Source organism: Acetobacter lovaniensis (assembly GCF_014207635.1).
GTDB classification, from domain to species: Bacteria; Pseudomonadota; Alphaproteobacteria; order Acetobacterales; family Acetobacteraceae; genus Acetobacter; species Acetobacter lovaniensis.
In genome coordinates, this window is record NZ_JACHIE010000012.1 from 61,034 (window position 1) to 78,743 (window position 17,710).

The window sequence follows — 17,710 nt, forward strand, 5'->3', positions numbered from 1 at the left end:
CGTGGCAGACACAAGGCAGGCAGACAACCGGGTAAACCAGCAGGCAGGGGCCTGCGGTGGGCAGGGTGCGCGCATGTCCGGCCCGGCTGCCCGTGGTGCCGGGGCTACGGCAGCAGTCCGGCAGGCCCGCATGGGTCTGGGGCGGGCCATGCTACTTGGCGCCATGCTGGCAGGGCTTGCTCCTTGTGTGCAGGCCGCCCCCCTGCGGGCCACGCCCCCCGCCATGCAGGATGTGGCCCGCTCCGACGGGCTGCACGCCCTGCCGGTTACCGGCGTACAGGCCGATGTTCTGCCCCGCGTGGCCGATGTTGCGCCGGGCCTGTTCCTGCCGACGGAGAGCGCGACCGGGCTTGCGGTCTTCTGGTCCGGGCCGGAACTGATGGTGGTGGTGGACCGCGCCCTGCCAGCCCTGTTCCACCTGCCCGGAGAGGGCGGCATGTTCGACCGGCGTGAGAGCGTGGCCCTGAACGGTGCAACCCTGCTCCGGATTTACCTGCCGGATCACCCGCAGATTGCTGTGCTGCGCCAGAAGGCGGGCTGGCTGCTCTGTGCCGTTCAGCCCGGTCGCCCGGACGGATGTGGCGCGCGCGTGGGTAGCCCGGCCGAGAGTGCCGGAGCACCTGTGGCCGGGGCTTCGGCTGGGGCGCGTCCAGCCATGCCAGCGGTGCGGATGGTGCCCCGGCCTGCCCGCATCCTGTTTGCACAAAGCCAGCCCGGCCGGGTTGTTACCCTGCCGGACCCCGTGACCGGGGGCAGGCTGTTTGTGGCGACCACCCGGCAGGTGGAAACCCCTTTGCAGCCCCGTTCGGACGTGGGGTACGCCGTGCGCCCGGCGGTGCTGGGGGTGGTGGTTGCGGCGGATTCGGCACAGCTTTTCATGCAGCCTACGCCCGGCGGGCCGGTGCTGGAGGCCATAGCCGCCCAGCCCGTGCCGGTTGGTCTGCCCGCTCCGCCCCCCAGCGCCAGCGTACGGCAGGGGCAGGACTGGTTCTGGCTGGGCCTGCGGGATGAACCTACCCCCCAACTGGTGCAGAAGTGGCGTAAGGCGCGCGACAGTCTGGGTCAGGCGGGAGGAGACCCCGCAACCGTTCTGGAAGGCCAGCCGGAGGCGGTGGTCATTACCATATGGGCCATGCGGGTGGCGGCGGCGCAGGCGGCCTTTGCCGCAGGCTATCCCCAGCAGGCATGGGACCTGCTGCGTGCCCTGCCCGAGCACAGCGGGCATGATGGTGGCAGTGCGGCAGATGTGGGCGGTGTGGTGCGTAGCAGCTGGCCGGGGCCGGGTGTGCAGGCCCTGCGCGCCTGTGCGGCCCTGCTCAGCGGGGACATGGCCGGAGCCGCTCCATTGGCCAGTGCGGACTGGGCCTTTGGGCCGGACATGGTGCTATGGCGCGGCGCGTATTTTATGCTCAGCGGAGCAGGGAGCCTGCCCACATCCGTTCTGCTGGCGCGTGGTTATGCACGGCTGGAGCAGTACCCCGCACCAGTCCGTGCGGGGCTGATGCCGCGGGTTACGCAGTATCTGGCCCAGTTTGGCGGGCCGGACGAGCGCGCGGTGCTGGGTGCCCTGCCGGATGACCCTGCGTATGACCTTGCCCGCATTATGGTGCAGGCCCGCGGCGCGCAGCCCGAAAGCGCGCGGATCGCACTGGAAAACCTGACCGCTTCGGGCAATGACCGCATGGCCGACATGGCCCGGGCGGAACTGGTGGGTTTTTTGCTGGCGCATGACCAGATCGGGCCGGATATGGCCGCACAGGCCTATGCCCAGATACTGGCCGCACAGGTGGCCGAAGGGGGCAGGGCAGTCCCCAACGCCCGACAGGGTGAGGTGACGATTGTACCCGCTTTGCGGCTGGTTTACGCGCAGGCTCTGGCCCGGAGCGGGCAGGCTGTGCGCGCAGTGGGTGTGCTGAGCGGACTGGGTGCATCCGAGCTGGCGCCGCAGGACAGGCTGGATGCGGCATGGCGCACGGTGCTGTTTGCGCTGGTGTTCGGCCCACCCCATGCCAATGCCGCGCAGGGCACGCCCCTCCATAACGCTCACGGAGCGGTGGGGCGGAAGCGGAGCGGGCATGGGCGCGCGCCTGATGAGGCTCCAGCTACGGACCGTGCCCAGCAGCTTGCACTGGCAAAGGCGAACATGGGTCAGGTGCCAGATGACCCGCTCAAGGCCAAACTGCTGGCAGAGCTTGGGCGGCAGCTTGTGGCCATGGGGCAGTTCGGGCAGGCCATACCGGTTTTGCAGCAGGCCGATGTGCTGGCCATAGAACCGCTGATGCGGGCTGATATTGAGGAGCAGCTTGCGCAGGCGGCATTGCAGGGCAACCAGCGCCCGCTTGCCCTGCGCGCACTTGAGCGCAGCGCACTGGCCGACCTGCCAGAAGACCTTGCCGCCCGCCGCCGGTATGATGAGGCCAGACTGGCTGCCGCCAGCGGCAACCGCGAGGGCGCACAGGCTCTTCTGGCCGAGGATGAATCGGATACGGGCCTGTCCGTGCGTGGGGCCCTGTATGAGCAGGACCAGCAATGGGCACAGGCCGTGCTGGTGGTGGGCCGCCTTGCGAGCCGCACCCTGCCAGAGCAGGGCGAGCTCAGCCCCCCGCAGCGCGATCTGGTGATTCGTCTGGCAACGGATGCCGCCGCCGCAGGGGATACGGAAACCCTGCACAGCCTGCGAGCATGGGTGGCGGGCCGTGCCCTTGGGGCGGAACGGCAGGCGCGGTTTACGGCCCTTCTCAGGCAGGCGCAAAAAGGGCCGGTTGTCTCCCTTGGTGGGTATGGCCTGCCTCCGGCATTTGACAAATCTGTTAAAGACCCAAAATAGTTCTTGCACCCAAGGGGTAAAAAGCCCTAGTTAGCGCGCTCTTGGCCCAAGGGGGCGATTAATTTCGCCCAACAGGCTGTCTACTGGTTTGGGGGTACGTCAATGAACGCACTTGCTCAACTGGGGATGGTCTCGGAACTCCCGAGCAATAACCAGGCAATTTCTGTTCCGGTCGCATTCGAAGATGATGACCGTAAAGATTATTTCGTCGAAAAAGACGGCGAAAAATTTGCAGGGACACACCTGCTGGTTGATATGTGGGGGGCCATCAATCTGGACAACCCCGCTAAAATCGACAGCACCCTGTGTGAAGCGGCTCTGGCGGCAGGGGCAACCATTCTGCACAGCCATTTCCACCATTTTACACCCAATGGCGGTGTATCTGGCGTTGTTGTGCTGGCTGAAAGCCATATTTCCATCCACACATGGCCCGAACGCAACTTTGCCGCGGTCGACATCTTCATGTGTGGCGCATGCGACCCGCATCTGGCTATTCCGGTTATGCAGCGCCTGTTTCAGGCCGAGCAGCTGGACGTAAGCGAAGAGCGTCGCGGCCGCGTACAGGCTTAAAAAGCCCGCGCGGATCAGGCGCAAACTTCCTCTTTATCGGTATTGAACGGCGGCTTTGCCCTGGCATTGGGCAAAGCCGCCGTGCCGTGTATGGCAAGGATGGCTGAGATGGCTGAAAACTGGATTGAAGAAACCCTGTACGACAACTGGGGCCAGCGCTTCCGTGTTGTTCGGGAACTGGCGCGCGTTAAAAGCCCGTTTCAGGATATTGTGGTATTTGAAAGCGATTCTCACGGTCGCGTCCTGCTGCTTGATGGCGTGGTGCAGATTACCGAACGGGATGAATTCGTTTATCAGGAAATGCTGACCCACGTGCCGCTGTTTACGCACAAGGCTCCGCGCCGGGTGCTGATTATTGGCGCGGGTGACGGGGGCGTGCTGCGCCGCGTGCTGGAACATCCCGGTGTGGAAAAAGCCGTGATGGTGGAAATTGATGGTGCAGTCATCGAACTTTCCAAACAGCACCTGCCCTCCATTGCGGGCGATGCCTGGACCAACCCCCGCGCTGAAGTGATTGTGGGCGACGGGATCGACTACGTTGCCAAAGCGGCTGATGGCTCCTTTGACGTGATTATTGTGGATAGCACAGACCCCATTGGCGTGGGCGAAGTCCTGTTTACCGACAGTTTTTACGAACACTGTGCCCGCGTGCTCAGCGCGGAGGGGCTGATTGTCAACCAGTGCGGTGTGCCCTTCATGCAGGCCGATGAACTGTTTGAAACCAGTGTCCGCCGGGCCAAGTATTTCCCCCATGTGTCTGCCTATGTGGCGGCCGTGCCAACCTATGTTGGCGGGTTCATGACTCTGGGTATCGCCTCCAAGGGGCCAAACCCCGCCGGGCAGGATACAGCCGTTGTGCGCGCCCGTGCCGAACAGGCTGGCATTTTGGGGAAAACCCAGTACTGGACGCCCGAAATCCATACCGGTTCCTTTAACCTGCCGCCCTATATTGCCAGGCACCTGCCCGGCGCAAAGGCGTAAGTTCCCCCCGCGACCGTGATTGACTTGCCGTGCAAATAATGTCACGGTCGCACCCGCGCAGAGGGAGAGACCAGCCGTAAAAAGCTGGCGCCGAAGGAGCAACCGCCCCGGAAACTCTCAGGCAAAAGGACCCTGCGCTCTAAACTTCTGGAGAGAGGTGCGTTCGCACCCGCCGACGGGATAGCGATCTCAGGCAAAGGCACAGAAGGGGCAGCGGACGGTCCGGTCCGAAGCTCCGTGTTTTTGTCCTGTGCCCGGCATGGGGTGCGCGCGGAGCTTGGGCCTTTTTTGTAAGGCGGCGTGCATGGGCACCGATTCTTCTCTCCTCCATACTCCTCTCCATACCCTGCATCAGGATTTTGGCGGCAAAATGGTGCCGTTTGCAGGCTATTCCATGCCGTTGCAATACGCGGATGGCATTATGGCCGAGCACCGCCATGTGCGCGAACAGGTGGGCCTGTTTGATGTCTCCCACATGGGGCAGGTGCGTATTCGTGCACGCTCTGGCACTGTGGAAGACGCAGCCCGCGCGCTGGAACGTCTGGTCCCTGCCGATATTGTGGGCCTTAAAACCAACCGGCAGCGTTATACGCAGTTCACCAACGCATCGGGCGGCATTCTGGACGACCTGATGGTGATCGCGCTGGAGGAATGCCTGCTGCTGGTGGTGAACGCCGCATGCAAGCAGGCCGATTTTGCTCATATGCAGGATAATCTGGCCGACTGTCTGGTTGAGCCGCTGGAAGACCGCGCCCTGCTGGCCCTGCAGGGCCCACTGGCGCAGGACGTGCTGAGCAGCTTTGATGCAGATGCCGCAACCATGCGCTTTATGGATGTGTGCATGCTCGAAATTGATGGTGCACGCTGCATCGTTTCGCGCTCGGGTTATACGGGGGAAGACGGGTACGAAATCTCGCTCTCCGCCAAGGATGCAGACCGCGTGGCCCGCCAGTTGCTCCAGCACCAGCAGGTCAGGCTGATCGGCCTGGGCGCGCGGGACAGCCTGCGGCTGGAAGCCGGGCTGTGCCTGTATGGTTCCGATATTGATGAAACTACAACCCCGGTCGAAGCGGCACTGGAATGGTCTATCCAGAAGTCCCGCCGCACCGGTGGCGCACGTGCTGGCGGCTTTCCGGGCGCGGATATTATTCTGGAGCAGCTTGAAAAAGGTGTAACCCGCCGCCGCGTGGGCCTGCTGCCAACCGGCCGCGCCCCCGTGCGCCATGGTGCCCCCCTGTATGCAGATGAGGCCTTGGCCGACAAGGTGGGCGAGGTGACATCCGGCGCGTTTGGTCCCACGCTGGAGGCCCCGGTTGCCATGGGTTATGTGGCCACCCCCCATGCCGCTGTAGGTACGGAGCTTGTGGCGGAACTGCGCGGGCGTGGCGTGCCATCCCGCGTGGCGGCCCTGCCTTTGGTGCCTGCGCGCTTCAGGCGGTAAAGCGCTTTTTTCCTTTTCAACATGTTTTCAGGCAGGCCCCGGTTCGGGGCCTTACGGAGTATTAAGGCAATGACCCTGTATTTTACGAGCGAACACGAATGGCTGCGCGTGGATGGTGATACGGCCGTGGTGGGCATTACCCAGCATGCAGCCGATGAACTGGGTGAACTGGTGTTTGTGGAAACACGACCCGCTGGCACGCAGGTCAAGGCAGGTGAAGCCGTGGCCGTTGTGGAATCGGTCAAGGCTGCATCCGACATTTACGCCCCCGTGGATGGTGAGATTGTGGAAGGCAACGCCGCTCTGGCCGATGACCCCTCCACCGTCAGCTCCGACCCGCAGGGTGCGGGCTGGATTGTCAAGTTCCGCCTGAGCAACCCCGCACAGCTTGATGGCCTGATGAATGCCGAGGCCTACGCCGCCTTTATTGGCTGAGCAGCCCCGCTCCACCCCGCCCGCCTGAGCGGCGCGCCCGTATGCCTGCCAGACCGGTGCGCGCATACGGGGTGGGGTGTTCCTTGTTGTTTTGCGTTTACCCGCGTGTATCAGGATCGTTCCTCGCATGTTCTCCCAAGTTGAAAACCTGCCCGCTTTTGCAGGGCTTCGGGCCGATGGCGCAGCCTTTGCCGCCCGCCATATTGGCCCCACGCCAGATGAGCAGGCCGCCATGCTGCGCACGGTGGGTGCCAGTTCCCTTGATGAGCTGACAGCCCAGACCTTGCCCGCCGCCATTCGGGTCGGGCAGCCGCTGGGGCTGGGGGAAGGCTGGACCGAAACAGACGTGCTGGCACACCTGCGCACGCTGGCCGGGCAGAACCGTGTGCTCACCAGCCTGATCGGGCAGGGTTATTACGGCACGGTGCTGCCTGCCGTGATCGGGCGCAATATTCTGGAAAACCCGGCATGGTACACGGCCTATACGCCTTACCAGCCAGAAATCAGTCAGGGGCGGCTGGAAGCACTGCTGAACTTCCAGACCATGGTCACAGAACTGACCGGGCTGGACATTGCCAATGCCTCCCTGCTGGATGAGGCCACGGCGGCGGCGGAAGCCATGGCGCTGGCCAAGCGGGTTGCCAAATCCGCTTCCAACACGTTCTTTGTGGATGCGGACTGCCACCCCCAGACCATTGCCGTGCTCAAAACCCGTGCCGAGCCCATGGGCTTTTGCATACAGGTGGGCAACCCGGCAACAGACCTGAACGCGGCAGACGTGTTTGGGGCCGTGTTCCAGTACCCCGGCTCCTCGGGGCAACTGACCGACCCGCGCGCCTGTGTGCAGGCGCTGCATGCGGCTGGTGGCATTGCCATTATGGCCGCCGACCCGCTGGCCCTGACCATGCTGGCCTCCCCCGGAGAGCTGGGGGCGGATATTGCCATAGGTTCCACCCAGCGCTTTGGCGTACCCATGGGTTTTGGTGGCCCGCACGCAGCTTATATGGCCGTGCGCGATGCGTATAAGCGGAGCATGCCCGGCCGCCTTGTCGGGGTTTCGGTCGATAGCGAGGGCCGCCCGGCCTACCGCCTTGCGCTGCAAACGCGCGAGCAGCACATCCGGCGCGAAAAAGCGACATCCAACATCTGCACTGCACAGGTGCTGCTGGCCGTTATTGCGGGCATGTATGCCGTCTATCATGGGTCGGAAGGGCTTAAGGCCATTGCCCGGCGTGTGCATGGGCTTACGTGCACACTGGCTGCGGGCCTGCGCGCACTTGGTGTAACCGTGCAGACCACAGCGTTCTTTGACACGATTACCTTAGATGCGGGCGACAATGCCCCCGCCCTGCTGGCCCGTGCGTGCGAAATGGGCATGAACCTGCGCAATGCAGGGGCTGGGCGCATTGGCATCAGTCTGGACGAAACCAGCACAATCAAAACCGTGCTGGATGTCTGGTCCGTGTTCTGCACCGACCGCGACCGCATGGGGCATATGGCGCTCAAGCTGGAGCAGGCCGCCTCGACCGTGCCGGAAGCGCTGGTCCGCCAGTCTGCCTTCATGCGGCAGGCGGTGTTTGGCTCCTGCCGGTCCGAGACGGATATGCTGCGCTACCTGCGCCGCCTGTCCGACAAGGATCTGGCGCTGGACCGGACCATGATCCCCCTTGGCTCCTGCACCATGAAGCTGAACGCCACGGTGGAAATGCTGCCCATTACGTGGCCCGGTTTTTGTGACCTGCACCCCTACGCCCCGGCTGATCAGGCGCAGGGTTACCAGAGCCTTCTGGCCGACCTTGAGCGCTGGCTGTGCGCGATCAGCGGGTATGATGCGGTGTCCTTCCAGCCCAATTCGGGCGCGCAGGGTGAGTATGCGGGCCTGCTGGCCATTCGTGCCTACCACCGTGCGCGCGGGCAGGGGGAGCGCAATGTGTGCCTTATTCCGGCCTCTGCCCATGGCACCAACCCCGCTTCCGCCCAGATGGCGGGCATGAACGTGGTGGTGGTCAAATGCGATGATGAAGGCAACATTGACCTGGAAGACATGCAGGCCAAGGTTACGGCCCACGCGGCGGACCTGTCCGCTGTGATGATCACCTACCCCTCCACCCACGGCGTGTTTGAAGAAAACATGCGCGCCATCTGCGACATGGTGCACGCAGCCGGTGGGCAGGTTTATGTGGATGGCGCAAACATGAACGCGCAGGTCGGCCTTGCCCGCCCGGCGGATTATGGTGGGGATGTCAGCCACTTCAACCTGCACAAGACCTTCTGCATCCCCCATGGTGGGGGTGGTCCGGGCATGGGGCCCATTGGTGTGCGTGCTCATCTGGCCCCGTTCCTGCCGGGTAATCCGGCGGATGCGGCGGTGGATGTTGCCGTGAGCGCTGCCCAGTTTGGTTCGGCCTCCATCCTGCCTATTTCATGGGCGTATATCCGCCTGATGGGGGATGAAGGGCTGAAGCGCGCAACGCAGGTGGCAATCCTGAATGCCAACTACATTGTCAGCCGTCTGTCCGATGCGTATCCGGTGCTGTACCGTGGGGCCAAGGGGCGGGTTGCGCATGAGTGCATTCTGGACCTGCGCCCGATCAAGGACAACGTGGGCGTGACGGTGGATGACATGGCCAAGCGGCTGGTGGACTACGGGTTCCATGCCCCTACGGTCAGTTTTCCCGTTGCGGGCACGTTCATGATCGAGCCGACCGAATCCGAAGGCAAGGCCGAGCTGGACCGCTTTTGCGATGCCATGCTGGCTATTCGTGAAGAAGTGCGCGCAGTGGAGCAGGGGACGGTTACAGCCGAGCAGTCCGTGCTGCGCCACGCACCGCATACGGGTGCTGCGGTTACGGCAGAGGTATGGGAACACCCTTACAGCCGCCAGCAGGCGTGCTTCCCCCCCGGTGTAAACCCGGCCACCAAATACTGGCCCAATGTTGCCCGGATCGACAACGTATATGGGGACCGCAACCTTGTGTGTTCCTGCCCCGATATTGCGGAATGGATGGAATAATCACAGCCCGCACCATCGGCTAGCACCATCGGCTAGCACCATCGGCTAGCACCATCGGCTAGCACCATCGGCTCACAACAGGGCGGTTCGGAGGTTTTACTCCGGGCCGCCCTTTGTGTTTGTGGCGCACGGGGGTGCCCCAACCCCTTGCTCTCTTTGGGAAGGCGGGCTGCAATGCCAATGGCGCGTATGTGTGCGGGCGCGTTGTTGGCGCTGGAGCGTTTTCACCTTCCGGGCCTGCCGCGCAGGTTAGGTAGAATTGGGCCCTGCTCCAGCCGTATGGGCAGGCGGCAGAGGTTCTGGCGAGCAAATGGAGTGGCTTTTCAGCCCCGGGGTTTGCGTTTGACACAGGCTGAAGCGCAGAATAAGAACGGAACTGTCTCGTTTTTTAAATGCCGGTTTAGCCCGTCTTTACCGGCAAGAGGTGGCTTACCCCCATGCCAGAGGATGCAAAAATCCGTGCCAGTCTTGGCTGAGTTATCCAGTTGTTCCACGCCAGTGCCAGTGCCAGTGCCAGTGCCAGTGCCAGTGCCAGTGCCAGTGCCAGTGCCAGTGCCAGTGCCAGTGCGTGAGCGTGTGGTGCCTCTGTGGCACCGGGGCTTTGCCCTGTCTGGCTCTTTTCTGAGCGGCAGGTCTGGTCTGGTGCAATGGGTGCGTGGGTGGGCCCATAGCTTGCAGCCCGTTTGGGCGCATGGGGGCGGTAGGGGTGTGGTCGTCGGAGGGCTGGCGGCTATTTTCTGGCTTGTGGCCTGCCCTGTACAGGCTCAATCCGAGCCTCAGCCTCAGCCTCAGCCTCAGCCTCAGCCTCAGCCTCAGCCTCAGCCTCAGCCTCAGCCTCAGTCGCTGGTCTGTGGGCCAAATGATGGGCGGCTGAGGGTGCGGGTGGAAGAACTTGGTGCTGTAGTCGGCTACCAGTGGGGGCATGGCGCGCTCGAACTCGGCGGGCATACCTACCAGATTGTGGTGCGGGGTGGCGGTGTGCTGGCGGTAGGGCATGCGTTTTTTTCCGCCGCAGGCTGTGTGAGCAACATTACCCGCCCCGAGGATTTTAGCGGGACCTACTGGTCAACTGGCGCAAGTGCGGCTGTGGGGCAGGGGCGTGGGGTTCTGCTGATGGAAAATGCCCACGGTGTGGATGTACATCTGGTCGGACAGGCGCGGGGTGTTCTCATGTCCGGGCAGATTGCCCGGCTGGATATGGAGATTGTGCCCGACTAACCTGCCTGTCGGAGCCATTATCTGTCCTGTGTTTCGGCCTATGGGGCTGGCGCTGGCTTTCCTGCTACGGACAGAGGGAGTAGTGTGGAGCCGAAGCCTTTTGGCAAACAGCAGATGGGTCAATCGGGTTTATGGCAGACGGCGGAACACATACGGGCGGCCGCCCATCGTACGAGGCGGCGGAAGAACTGGACCGTACGGTGATTGCCGCAGCGACCACGGCGTTCATGCGCGCAGGATACGCCGGAACCTCTGTTGAGCATATTGCCAAGGTGATCGGTTGCTCCAAAGCGACGATCTATCGGCGGTATCCTTCAAAAAAAGAACTGTTCAGAGCCGTGGTGCACGAACGCTGCCAGGCTCTTGTTGACATTTTGCAGGTTGAGCCGGGGAGCATGGCCAACCCGATGGACGCCATAAAGGATATGCAGCGCCGTCTGCTGGATTTTCTGCTGGTGCCGGAAACGGTGGAAACCTACCGGATTCTTATTATGGACTGCCAGCAGTTTGCCAGCATTACTGAAGATCTGGACCGGGCTATAGAACCGCTGCACGAGCGGATGAAAATATTGCTGGGCAAGGTACTGGGCTGGCCGGATACGTCAAAAAACCGGGCCGAGATTGCGATGCTGGAAATGAGCCTGCGCGGACTGGTAACAGGTTGGCCGCTGCACCAGTTGTTAAGTGGGCGCAGGCCGTTTGCAACCGATGCGGCCAAAAACCATTTTTTCGAGGCAAGCTGGAATGTTCTGGAAAGTGCGGTGCGCGTGCGCATAGCTTCTGGCCCGCCCAAATAGGGTATTGAGGCCAGAATTACGGCAAAAAAATACCCCGTTCAGGCTGACTGAGCGGGGTATGAACGCGTAAGCGGCAGGTAAAACCGCTTATGGAAGCGGCGCTACAGGCTGTGCGCCTGCGGGAGCCTGCGCCAGCTGGGTCGCTGGCACCTTGTTGGCCCATGCGGTCATGACTTCCTGCTTCAGACTGTCAGGGGTCGCTTTCTTGCTGGCCGAATGGGGGTAGATAAACCCGTAGGTGGGGTAGATGGAGCCGTAGTTGTTGTGGCTGTTCAGGGCAACGCGCACGGCAGACCAGTCATTGTTGGGAGACACGTCTATAACAGACACGTTATGGCTGATCCCGGCCTGCGCCCAGTGAGCCTGATCAATAACAATGGTGCGGCTGTCCACAACGTTACGCACAACGGCAACATGACCAAGCGGCATACGGCGTGTGGCGCGGAAGTTGAGAACACTGCCCGCCTGCGGCGCCAGCCCCCGGTCATACACACCGGCGGCATTGTGCCACCAGTCGCGCGCATTGCCACTCAGCACCACATCGGATGCGGATTTGGCGTAGGTTACGCACTGGATCACATGGCCCGAGCTATGGCGATGGTGGGTAGATGCAGCATGCACGTTGCGGTGCGCAGTGCGGTGAGATGTGCGTGCCTGAGCCGTGCAGGTGAGGAAGGAAGCAGTAACAAAGGACACAACGGCCAGCGTAAGTTTTAGCTTTTTAGACCGTCCATCCTGCATCGTATCTGCCTTTCCCTGGCTTGCTTTAGTTTAGGTCAGCTGCATGTTCTGGTGACAGGTATAAACATCAATGCAGATCAGGCAAGCGTTGTTTGCGCGGCAAAAACGCGAAAGTGACTATTTACCAAAAAGAACCGGGTTGAAAATGAAGAATAGGAATTAATTCCTATCATCTGTCACGAGATTGCCTCAATTCGGCGTGGAAAGGCCAATCTGGCGAACAGGGGATACAAGCCGGGCTGATTCTGATTCGGTGCATCTGTGGCTAAAAAACCACGCCCCGCAAAAGGCCAGCCCGGCAGGTCAGGCAGGCTTATTTGGTGGTGACGAGCATGATCTCAACCAGCATGCGCGGGTCGGCCAGAATACCCTGTACACAGGCGCGGGCAGGGGCCATGCCTTCTGGCAGCCAGGCGCTCCACAGGGCGTTCAGCTTGTCGCGGTCGTTGATGTCCTTCAGCCAGATCTGGGCCTGAAGCAGGCGGGTGTTGTCGGTCCCGTGCTGTTCAAGCAGGGCGTCAAGCTGTGCCAGCACGTCGCGGGTCTGGCCTTCCACGTCCTGGTCCAGATCACGGGCGACAACGCCCTGAGTGTAAACAAAGCCGTGGTATTCCACCGCAGCGGACAGAATCGGGTTGGGGTTGGTGCGCAGGATTTTGCTCATAAAAAACGCTTCCTTGTGGATGATCGGAACAAAAGGCGCATGCGCTTCTATCGCACATGCGGTTCCATCGTTTTCGGAGCGATCGGGGCTGCGGTCAACCGGGGGGGCGGCACCATACGGGCAAACTGGTCCAGTCTGTCGGGGGTATCAAAGTCTTCCAGCAGGGGTGCCGGGGCGGGGAGCAGGCGCACCGCAGGCCCAAGTGCGCGCAGGATGGCCCGCCCGCCCTGATCCCCAGTAACCCCGAGCAGAGCGGCAAACTGGGTGGCGGACCACACAACCGGGTTGCCGGGCCTGTTGTGCCTTTGCGCGGCCACAACCGGGGCCTGCGTGGTGTGCTGCTCATAGAGCAGGGCGTTCAGCAGATGGGTGGGCACAAGGGGCATATCGCCCAGACAGACCAGCAGGCTGGTGGCCGACATGGCCTGTGCCGCGCGCACACCCGCCCGGAGCGAGGCAGAAAGTCCATCAGCCGCATCCACCACGCAGTGTGTGCGCAGGCGTGTGCCGTATTCGGGCAGGGCGTGGGCCAGTTCGGCCAGTTCCGGCCGGTTGGGGGGGAGCAGCACCAGCACATGGGCGGCGGCACTGTGCAAGGTGTTGCGCAGGGTGCGTACCAGCATGGGGCAGCCCGTGGCATCGGGGGCCAGCAGCTTGTGCTGCGCCCCTGTGCGGGAGGACTGGCCTGCCGCCAGCACAATGGCCAGAGTTCCGGCGAGTCTTTCCGCCGGAGCGCTGTCCTGCTCAGGGGGCATCAGGGGTATTGCCACCCGCGCGCCTGCGCCAGCGGGGCCTGCCTGCGCACGGCCACAATATCGGCCAGAATGGACAGGGCTATTTCCTCCGCGCCCACAGCACCTATGGCCAGCCCTATGGGGCCACGGATGCGTGCGAGTTCCGCTTTGGTAAAACCCAGTGTGCGCAGGCGGTCCATGCGGCTGGCCTGCGTTTTGCGCGAGCCCAGTGCCCCAATATAGAATGCGGGGCTGCGCAGGGCTTCCTCCAGCGTGGGGTCATCCAGCTTGGCGTCATGCGTCAGGGTGGCAATGGCGGTCATGGGGTCTATGCCCAGTGTCTGCATGGCTTCGTCCGGCCATTCGGTCAGCAGGGTCTGCTCCGGAACAAGGCCGGGAAAACGCTGGACCGTGGCCAGTGCGGAGCGTGGGTCAATCACAATGGGGGCCAGCCCGACCATGCTGGCCATGCGCGCCAGAGACTGGGCAATATGTACCGCCCCCACAATAAGCAGGCGTGGGGCTGGCACCAGAGGCTGCACAAACCACTCCTGCCCTGTAGCATCTGCCTCGGCCCCGCTCCGGCCGTGCTGCATGCGGGCATGGGCCGCGTTGCAGATTTCGGGCGGGCAGGTACCAAATTGCACAGTGCTGCCCTGTCCTGTTTGCACGACAAGCGCGTGCTGTGCGCCATTTTGCAGGCGCACCAGTGCCGCAGCCTGCCGGTTTGCCGTGCATGCACAGACCTGTTCGAGCAGTGCGAGGGGGAAGGTTCCGGTAGGGCAGGCGGGGGAGTTTACGGCTTCCACCTGCACGTCCAGCCGCCCGCCACAGGCCAGCCCGACCTCCCACGCACGGGCGCTGCTTACGCCATATTCCAGTGTTTGTGCGGGGCTTCCGGCCATGATGTCCTGTGCGTGGGTCATGACATCGGTTTCCACACACCCACCGCTGACCGAGCCTTCCACCGCACCGCTCGCACTGATGGCCATGCTGCTTCCCGCAGGGCGGGGGGAGCTGCCCCATGTGCCGGTTACGGTGGCAAGGGCCACGGGCTCACCCGCCCGCGCCCAGGCCAGTGCATGGTCCAGTGGAGTCAGGAGTTGGGGTGGGGGGGCTGGAACTGTCATGATCCTTCCCTATATCACTGTGCAGGCAGACTGCCCATTGGCAGCAGAATCAGGCCAGAAGCGGCGTGACTGCACGGCAACAATGGGGACGGGCTGTACGATTTTGGAACTAAGGACCTATTTTCCATGACTGAAGAACGAGACGGCCTGATTGTTTACGTTGCTGCCGATGGCGGCAAAGTGCGCTTTTTGCATGATGCGCAGGGCGAAATGCGCGACGTAACGGACCTTAAGGCCGAAGGCCACGAAGACACCCCCGGCAAGCTCCCGCCCGAAACCGACCCCCGCACAGCGGCCAAGGAAGGGTTTGCCCGTAACGTGGCCGACCGCATTAACGCCATGGTTGCCCACGGTGCCAACGTGGCGGGTTTTGTTATTGCGGCTCCTGCACCCATTATGCACGACATCCGTGCCCATCTGAGCAAGCCTGCCGAAGCCAAGGTGATCAAGACGCTGATCAAGGACCTGACCAACATTCCGGCCCATGACCTGCACAAGCATTTTGACATTCCGGCCACAGGCTGGGTGCTGCCGGGCTAAAAAAAGCCTTAAGCCGCAGACAGAAAGCTGCCAGATGGTTCCGTCTGGCAGCTTTTTTTTGGCATACTGGCCAGAACACGGCGCAAAAGAGAGGTCGCATATGCAGGTTTCCTACCCCGGCATGCAGCTACGCATCGTTCCGGTTACCCCGTTCCGGCAGAACTGCTCCATCCTGTGGCACGAGGGCACGGGTGGGTGCATCATGGTCGATGTGGGGGGAGATGCGGGTGTGCTGCTCGATTTTGCAAGCCGCAAGTCCCTGAACGTGGAGGCCATTGTGCTGACCCACGGCCATCTGGACCACGCAGGGGGCGTTATGGCCCTGTGCCGTGGGCTGGAGGCACAGGGCAAACCCCGCCCGGCCGTGATCGGGCCGGATGAGCGGGATGCATTTCTGCTCTCATCCATAACCGATCAGGCCCGCCATTTTGGTCTTGGCGGGCTGGAGAACGCCTCGGTCGATCGCTTTGCGCGCGATGGCGAGGTGCTGGACTATCTGGGCTGCCAGCTACGCGTGGTGCATGTGCCGGGCCATACGCCGGGGCATGTTGTGCTGGTGGACGAGCGCGCCCGCTTTGCCTTTGTGGGGGATGTGCTGTTCCGTGGTTCCATCGGGCGGACGGATTTTGCCTATGGTAACGGCGCACAGCTTATACAGGGCATACGCCAAAAGCTGCTGCCGCTTGGGGATGATATTGTGATAGTCCCCGGTCATGGTGGATTGTCCACACTGGGCGCGGAGCGGACGGAGAACCCGTTTTTGCAGGACGCGCAGTGAGTGCAGGAGAAAACAGGACGTGAAGAACAAACAACTGTTCGGGCTGCTTATGGCCGCGCTGGTAGGGAGTGCGGGGGCAACATGGGGCCTGCCCGCTCTGGCGGATGATGGAGAGCCCACGCAGGCCCAGCCGGTTCTGCCCAAGGAGCCGCTGAGCATTGTCTCTGCTTCGGGCAGGCATGTTTTCTCCGTGGAACTGGCAAAAACCCCGCGTCAGCAGCAGGTGGGCGAGATGTTCCGCACGCAGGTGCCAGCCGATGGGGGCATGCTGTTCCCGTGGGGTGCGCCCCAGCAGAGTGATATGTGGATGGAAAACACCCTTGTCCCGCTGGATATTGTTTTTATTGGCCCCGATCAGCGCGTGCAGGCGATTGTGGAAAATGCAGTGCCGCAAAGTCTGGCCCATATCAGCAGCCACGGCCCCGCACTGGCCACTCTGGAACTGGCTGGTGGCGTAACCGCCAGACTGGGCATCATGGTGGGGGACAAGGTGGAGGCGGCATCTCTGGCGCCGTCAGCCCCGGTTGCCTCCGTGCCACAGGCAGCCCAGCCAACCACAAAAACGCCCTGACGCGCCGCCCCTGCTCCGTTAGAAGCGCCTGACATGGCACCGGGCTGGCGAAGCTTGGGTGCGCTTAGCTCACGAGGCGGAAATTTGACTTTTCTGGTAACCGGTGCAGCCGGGTTTATTGGTTTTCATGTTGCACGGGCACTGCTCGAACGCGGCGACCGGGTGATCGGGGTTGATAACCTGACACCCTGCCCCGACCCGAACCTGCAAAAAAGCCGCCTGCTCCTGCTGGAGCAGTATCCCGGCTTTACCCTGCATGGGCTGGATATCAGCCAGCCCGATACCCTTATGGCCCTTGCTGCCAGAGAGCCGCATATCCGCGGCATTTTCCACTTTGCAGCACAGGCCGGGGTCCGCTACTCGCTCGAAAACCCTTATGTGTTCGCCGATGCCAACGTGCGCGGGCATGTTGCCGTGCTGGAGATGGCCCGCAGGCTGCCCCGGCTGGAGCATCTGGTTTACGCTTCCTCCTCCTCCGTTTACGGCCGCAACAACAAGCTACCTTTTTGCGAGACAGATCCCGTGGACCAGCCGGGCTCGTTCTATGCCGTCAGCAAGCGCAGTGCGGAGCTTGCGTCCTCCACCTACAGCTACCTGTATGGCATCCCCCAGACCGGGCTGCGGTTTTTTACCGTGTACGGCCCGTGGGGGCGACCGGATATGGCCTATTACAGCTTTGCCCGTGCCATGATGGAGGGGCGGCCCGTCCCGCTCTATAGCGGGCGCGCCCTTTCGCGCGATTTTACGTTTATTGCGGATGTCGTCTCCGCCGTGCTGGCGGTGTTTGACAAACCTCCGGCATCTGGCGTGGCCCGTGTGCTCAACGTTGGCAGCCAGCGCCCCCAGAGCGTGCGCAAGCTCATAGAGGTGCTGGAGGAGGTGCTGGAAACCAAAGCCCTTATTAACGACCAGCCCCGCCCGGCAGCGGATGTGGAAAAAACATGGGCCGACATTACCGCCATCCGCCAGCTTACAGGCTGGCAGCCCCGGACCGAGCTGATCGACGGCGTGGCAGCCTTTGTCCGCTGGTATTGTTTTTACGGCTCTGCGCCTCGCATGGACATTTTGTAACATATTTAATGAGTTGTTTGATGGTGATTTTGGGAGCGTTTGTGCGTTTGTGAATCGGGGGAAGTGTTGGTTTTCTGGGGGTTTAGGAGTTTTTAAGGTGAGGGGTTGACGGTATAGTGTTTGTGGGTATAGAAGCTGCTTCACCGAGACGAAGTGATCTTGGCGGTTTCGGAAGTTTCTGCTAAGGTTTTTGGCTCTT

General features: G+C 62.3%; 16 protein-coding genes and 1 riboswitch. Of the genes, 12 read left to right on the forward strand and 4 right to left on the reverse strand.

What is annotated here, in order from left to right:
* The first annotated feature begins 1 nt into the window (after window position 1).
* From HNR55_RS12500 to HNR55_RS12535, 8 genes are all read left to right on the forward strand, one after another.
* Window positions 2-2,827, forward strand: coding sequence for a hypothetical protein (locus HNR55_RS12500; protein WP_166115888.1), 2,826 nt, complete (start codon window positions 2-4; stop codon window positions 2,825-2,827).
* Window positions 2,828-2,929: 102 nt separating this feature from the next.
* Entirely contained in the window at window positions 2,930-3,397 is a 468-nt protein-coding gene (gene speD / locus HNR55_RS12505; protein WP_166115890.1) for an adenosylmethionine decarboxylase, read from the forward strand.
* Between the two features lie 108 nt (window positions 3,398-3,505).
* Window positions 3,506-4,378: a polyamine aminopropyltransferase gene (gene speE, locus HNR55_RS12510; RefSeq protein WP_166115892.1), complete on the forward strand. Its 873-nt coding sequence runs from the start codon at window positions 3,506-3,508 to the stop codon at window positions 4,376-4,378.
* Between the two features lie 51 nt (window positions 4,379-4,429).
* Window positions 4,430-4,520: riboswitch (glycine riboswitch) on the forward strand.
* A 162-nt stretch (window positions 4,521-4,682) separates the two neighbouring features.
* On the forward strand, window positions 4,683-5,819 hold the full coding sequence (gcvT, locus tag HNR55_RS12515) for a glycine cleavage system aminomethyltransferase GcvT (protein WP_166115894.1): 1,137 nt from the start codon (window positions 4,683-4,685) through the stop codon (window positions 5,817-5,819).
* Window positions 5,820-5,888: 69 nt separating this feature from the next.
* Complete coding sequence (gene gcvH / locus HNR55_RS12520) at window positions 5,889-6,254, forward strand: glycine cleavage system protein GcvH (protein ID WP_086647277.1); 366 nt, start codon at window positions 5,889-5,891, stop codon at window positions 6,252-6,254.
* A gap of 127 nt (window positions 6,255-6,381) precedes the next feature.
* On the forward strand, window positions 6,382-9,267 hold the full coding sequence (gene gcvP / locus HNR55_RS12525) for an aminomethyl-transferring glycine dehydrogenase (RefSeq protein WP_166115896.1): 2,886 nt from the start codon (window positions 6,382-6,384) through the stop codon (window positions 9,265-9,267).
* Between the two features lie 552 nt (window positions 9,268-9,819).
* Window positions 9,820-10,485, forward strand: coding sequence for a hypothetical protein (locus tag HNR55_RS12530; RefSeq protein ID WP_166115898.1), 666 nt, complete (start codon window positions 9,820-9,822; stop codon window positions 10,483-10,485).
* A 131-nt stretch (window positions 10,486-10,616) separates the two neighbouring features.
* On the forward strand, window positions 10,617-11,282 hold the full coding sequence (locus tag HNR55_RS12535) for a TetR/AcrR family transcriptional regulator (protein WP_166115900.1): 666 nt from the start codon (window positions 10,617-10,619) through the stop codon (window positions 11,280-11,282).
* Window positions 11,283-11,369: 87 nt separating this feature from the next.
* Here the strand turns inward: HNR55_RS12535 and HNR55_RS12540 are convergent, their stop codons facing one another.
* The 4 genes from HNR55_RS12540 to HNR55_RS12555 all read right to left on the reverse strand — a co-directional run bounded on the left by HNR55_RS12540 (window position 11,370) and on the right by HNR55_RS12555 (window position 14,551).
* Window positions 11,370-12,023: a CHAP domain-containing protein gene (locus HNR55_RS12540; protein ID WP_166115902.1), complete on the reverse strand. Its 654-nt coding sequence runs from the start codon at window positions 12,021-12,023 to the stop codon at window positions 11,370-11,372.
* Between the two features lie 313 nt (window positions 12,024-12,336).
* Window positions 12,337-12,687, reverse strand: a complete 351-nt coding sequence (locus tag HNR55_RS12545) for a RidA family protein (RefSeq protein WP_086647359.1) — start codon at window positions 12,685-12,687, stop codon at window positions 12,337-12,339.
* A 47-nt stretch (window positions 12,688-12,734) separates the two neighbouring features.
* Complete coding sequence (locus HNR55_RS12550) at window positions 12,735-13,457, reverse strand: nucleotidyltransferase family protein (protein WP_253545340.1); 723 nt, start codon at window positions 13,455-13,457, stop codon at window positions 12,735-12,737.
* The gene (locus tag HNR55_RS12555) at window positions 13,442-14,551 is read right to left on the reverse strand and encodes an XdhC family protein (RefSeq protein WP_166115904.1); all 1,110 of its coding nucleotides are present in this window, start codon (window positions 14,549-14,551) and stop codon (window positions 13,442-13,444) included. The genes HNR55_RS12550 and HNR55_RS12555 overlap by 16 nt, the downstream gene beginning before the upstream one ends.
* 126 nt (window positions 14,552-14,677) lie before the next feature.
* On the opposite strand from HNR55_RS12555, the gene HNR55_RS12560 reads away from it, so the two are divergent.
* From HNR55_RS12560 to HNR55_RS12575, 4 genes are all read left to right on the forward strand, one after another.
* Window positions 14,678-15,091, forward strand: a complete 414-nt coding sequence (locus tag HNR55_RS12560) for a host attachment protein (protein WP_166115906.1) — start codon at window positions 14,678-14,680, stop codon at window positions 15,089-15,091.
* A 100-nt stretch (window positions 15,092-15,191) separates the two neighbouring features.
* The gene (locus HNR55_RS12565) at window positions 15,192-15,869 is read left to right on the forward strand and encodes an MBL fold metallo-hydrolase (RefSeq protein WP_166115908.1); all 678 of its coding nucleotides are present in this window, start codon (window positions 15,192-15,194) and stop codon (window positions 15,867-15,869) included.
* Window positions 15,870-15,918: 49 nt separating this feature from the next.
* Complete coding sequence (locus HNR55_RS12570; RefSeq protein ID WP_166115936.1) at window positions 15,919-16,440, forward strand: DUF192 domain-containing protein; 522 nt, start codon at window positions 15,919-15,921, stop codon at window positions 16,438-16,440.
* 84 nt (window positions 16,441-16,524) lie between these two features.
* Window positions 16,525-17,511 (forward strand): NAD-dependent epimerase/dehydratase family protein, encoded by a 987-nt coding sequence (locus tag HNR55_RS12575; protein WP_166115910.1) that lies wholly within the window; start codon window positions 16,525-16,527, stop codon window positions 17,509-17,511.
* Window positions 17,512-17,710 lie beyond the last annotated feature (199 nt).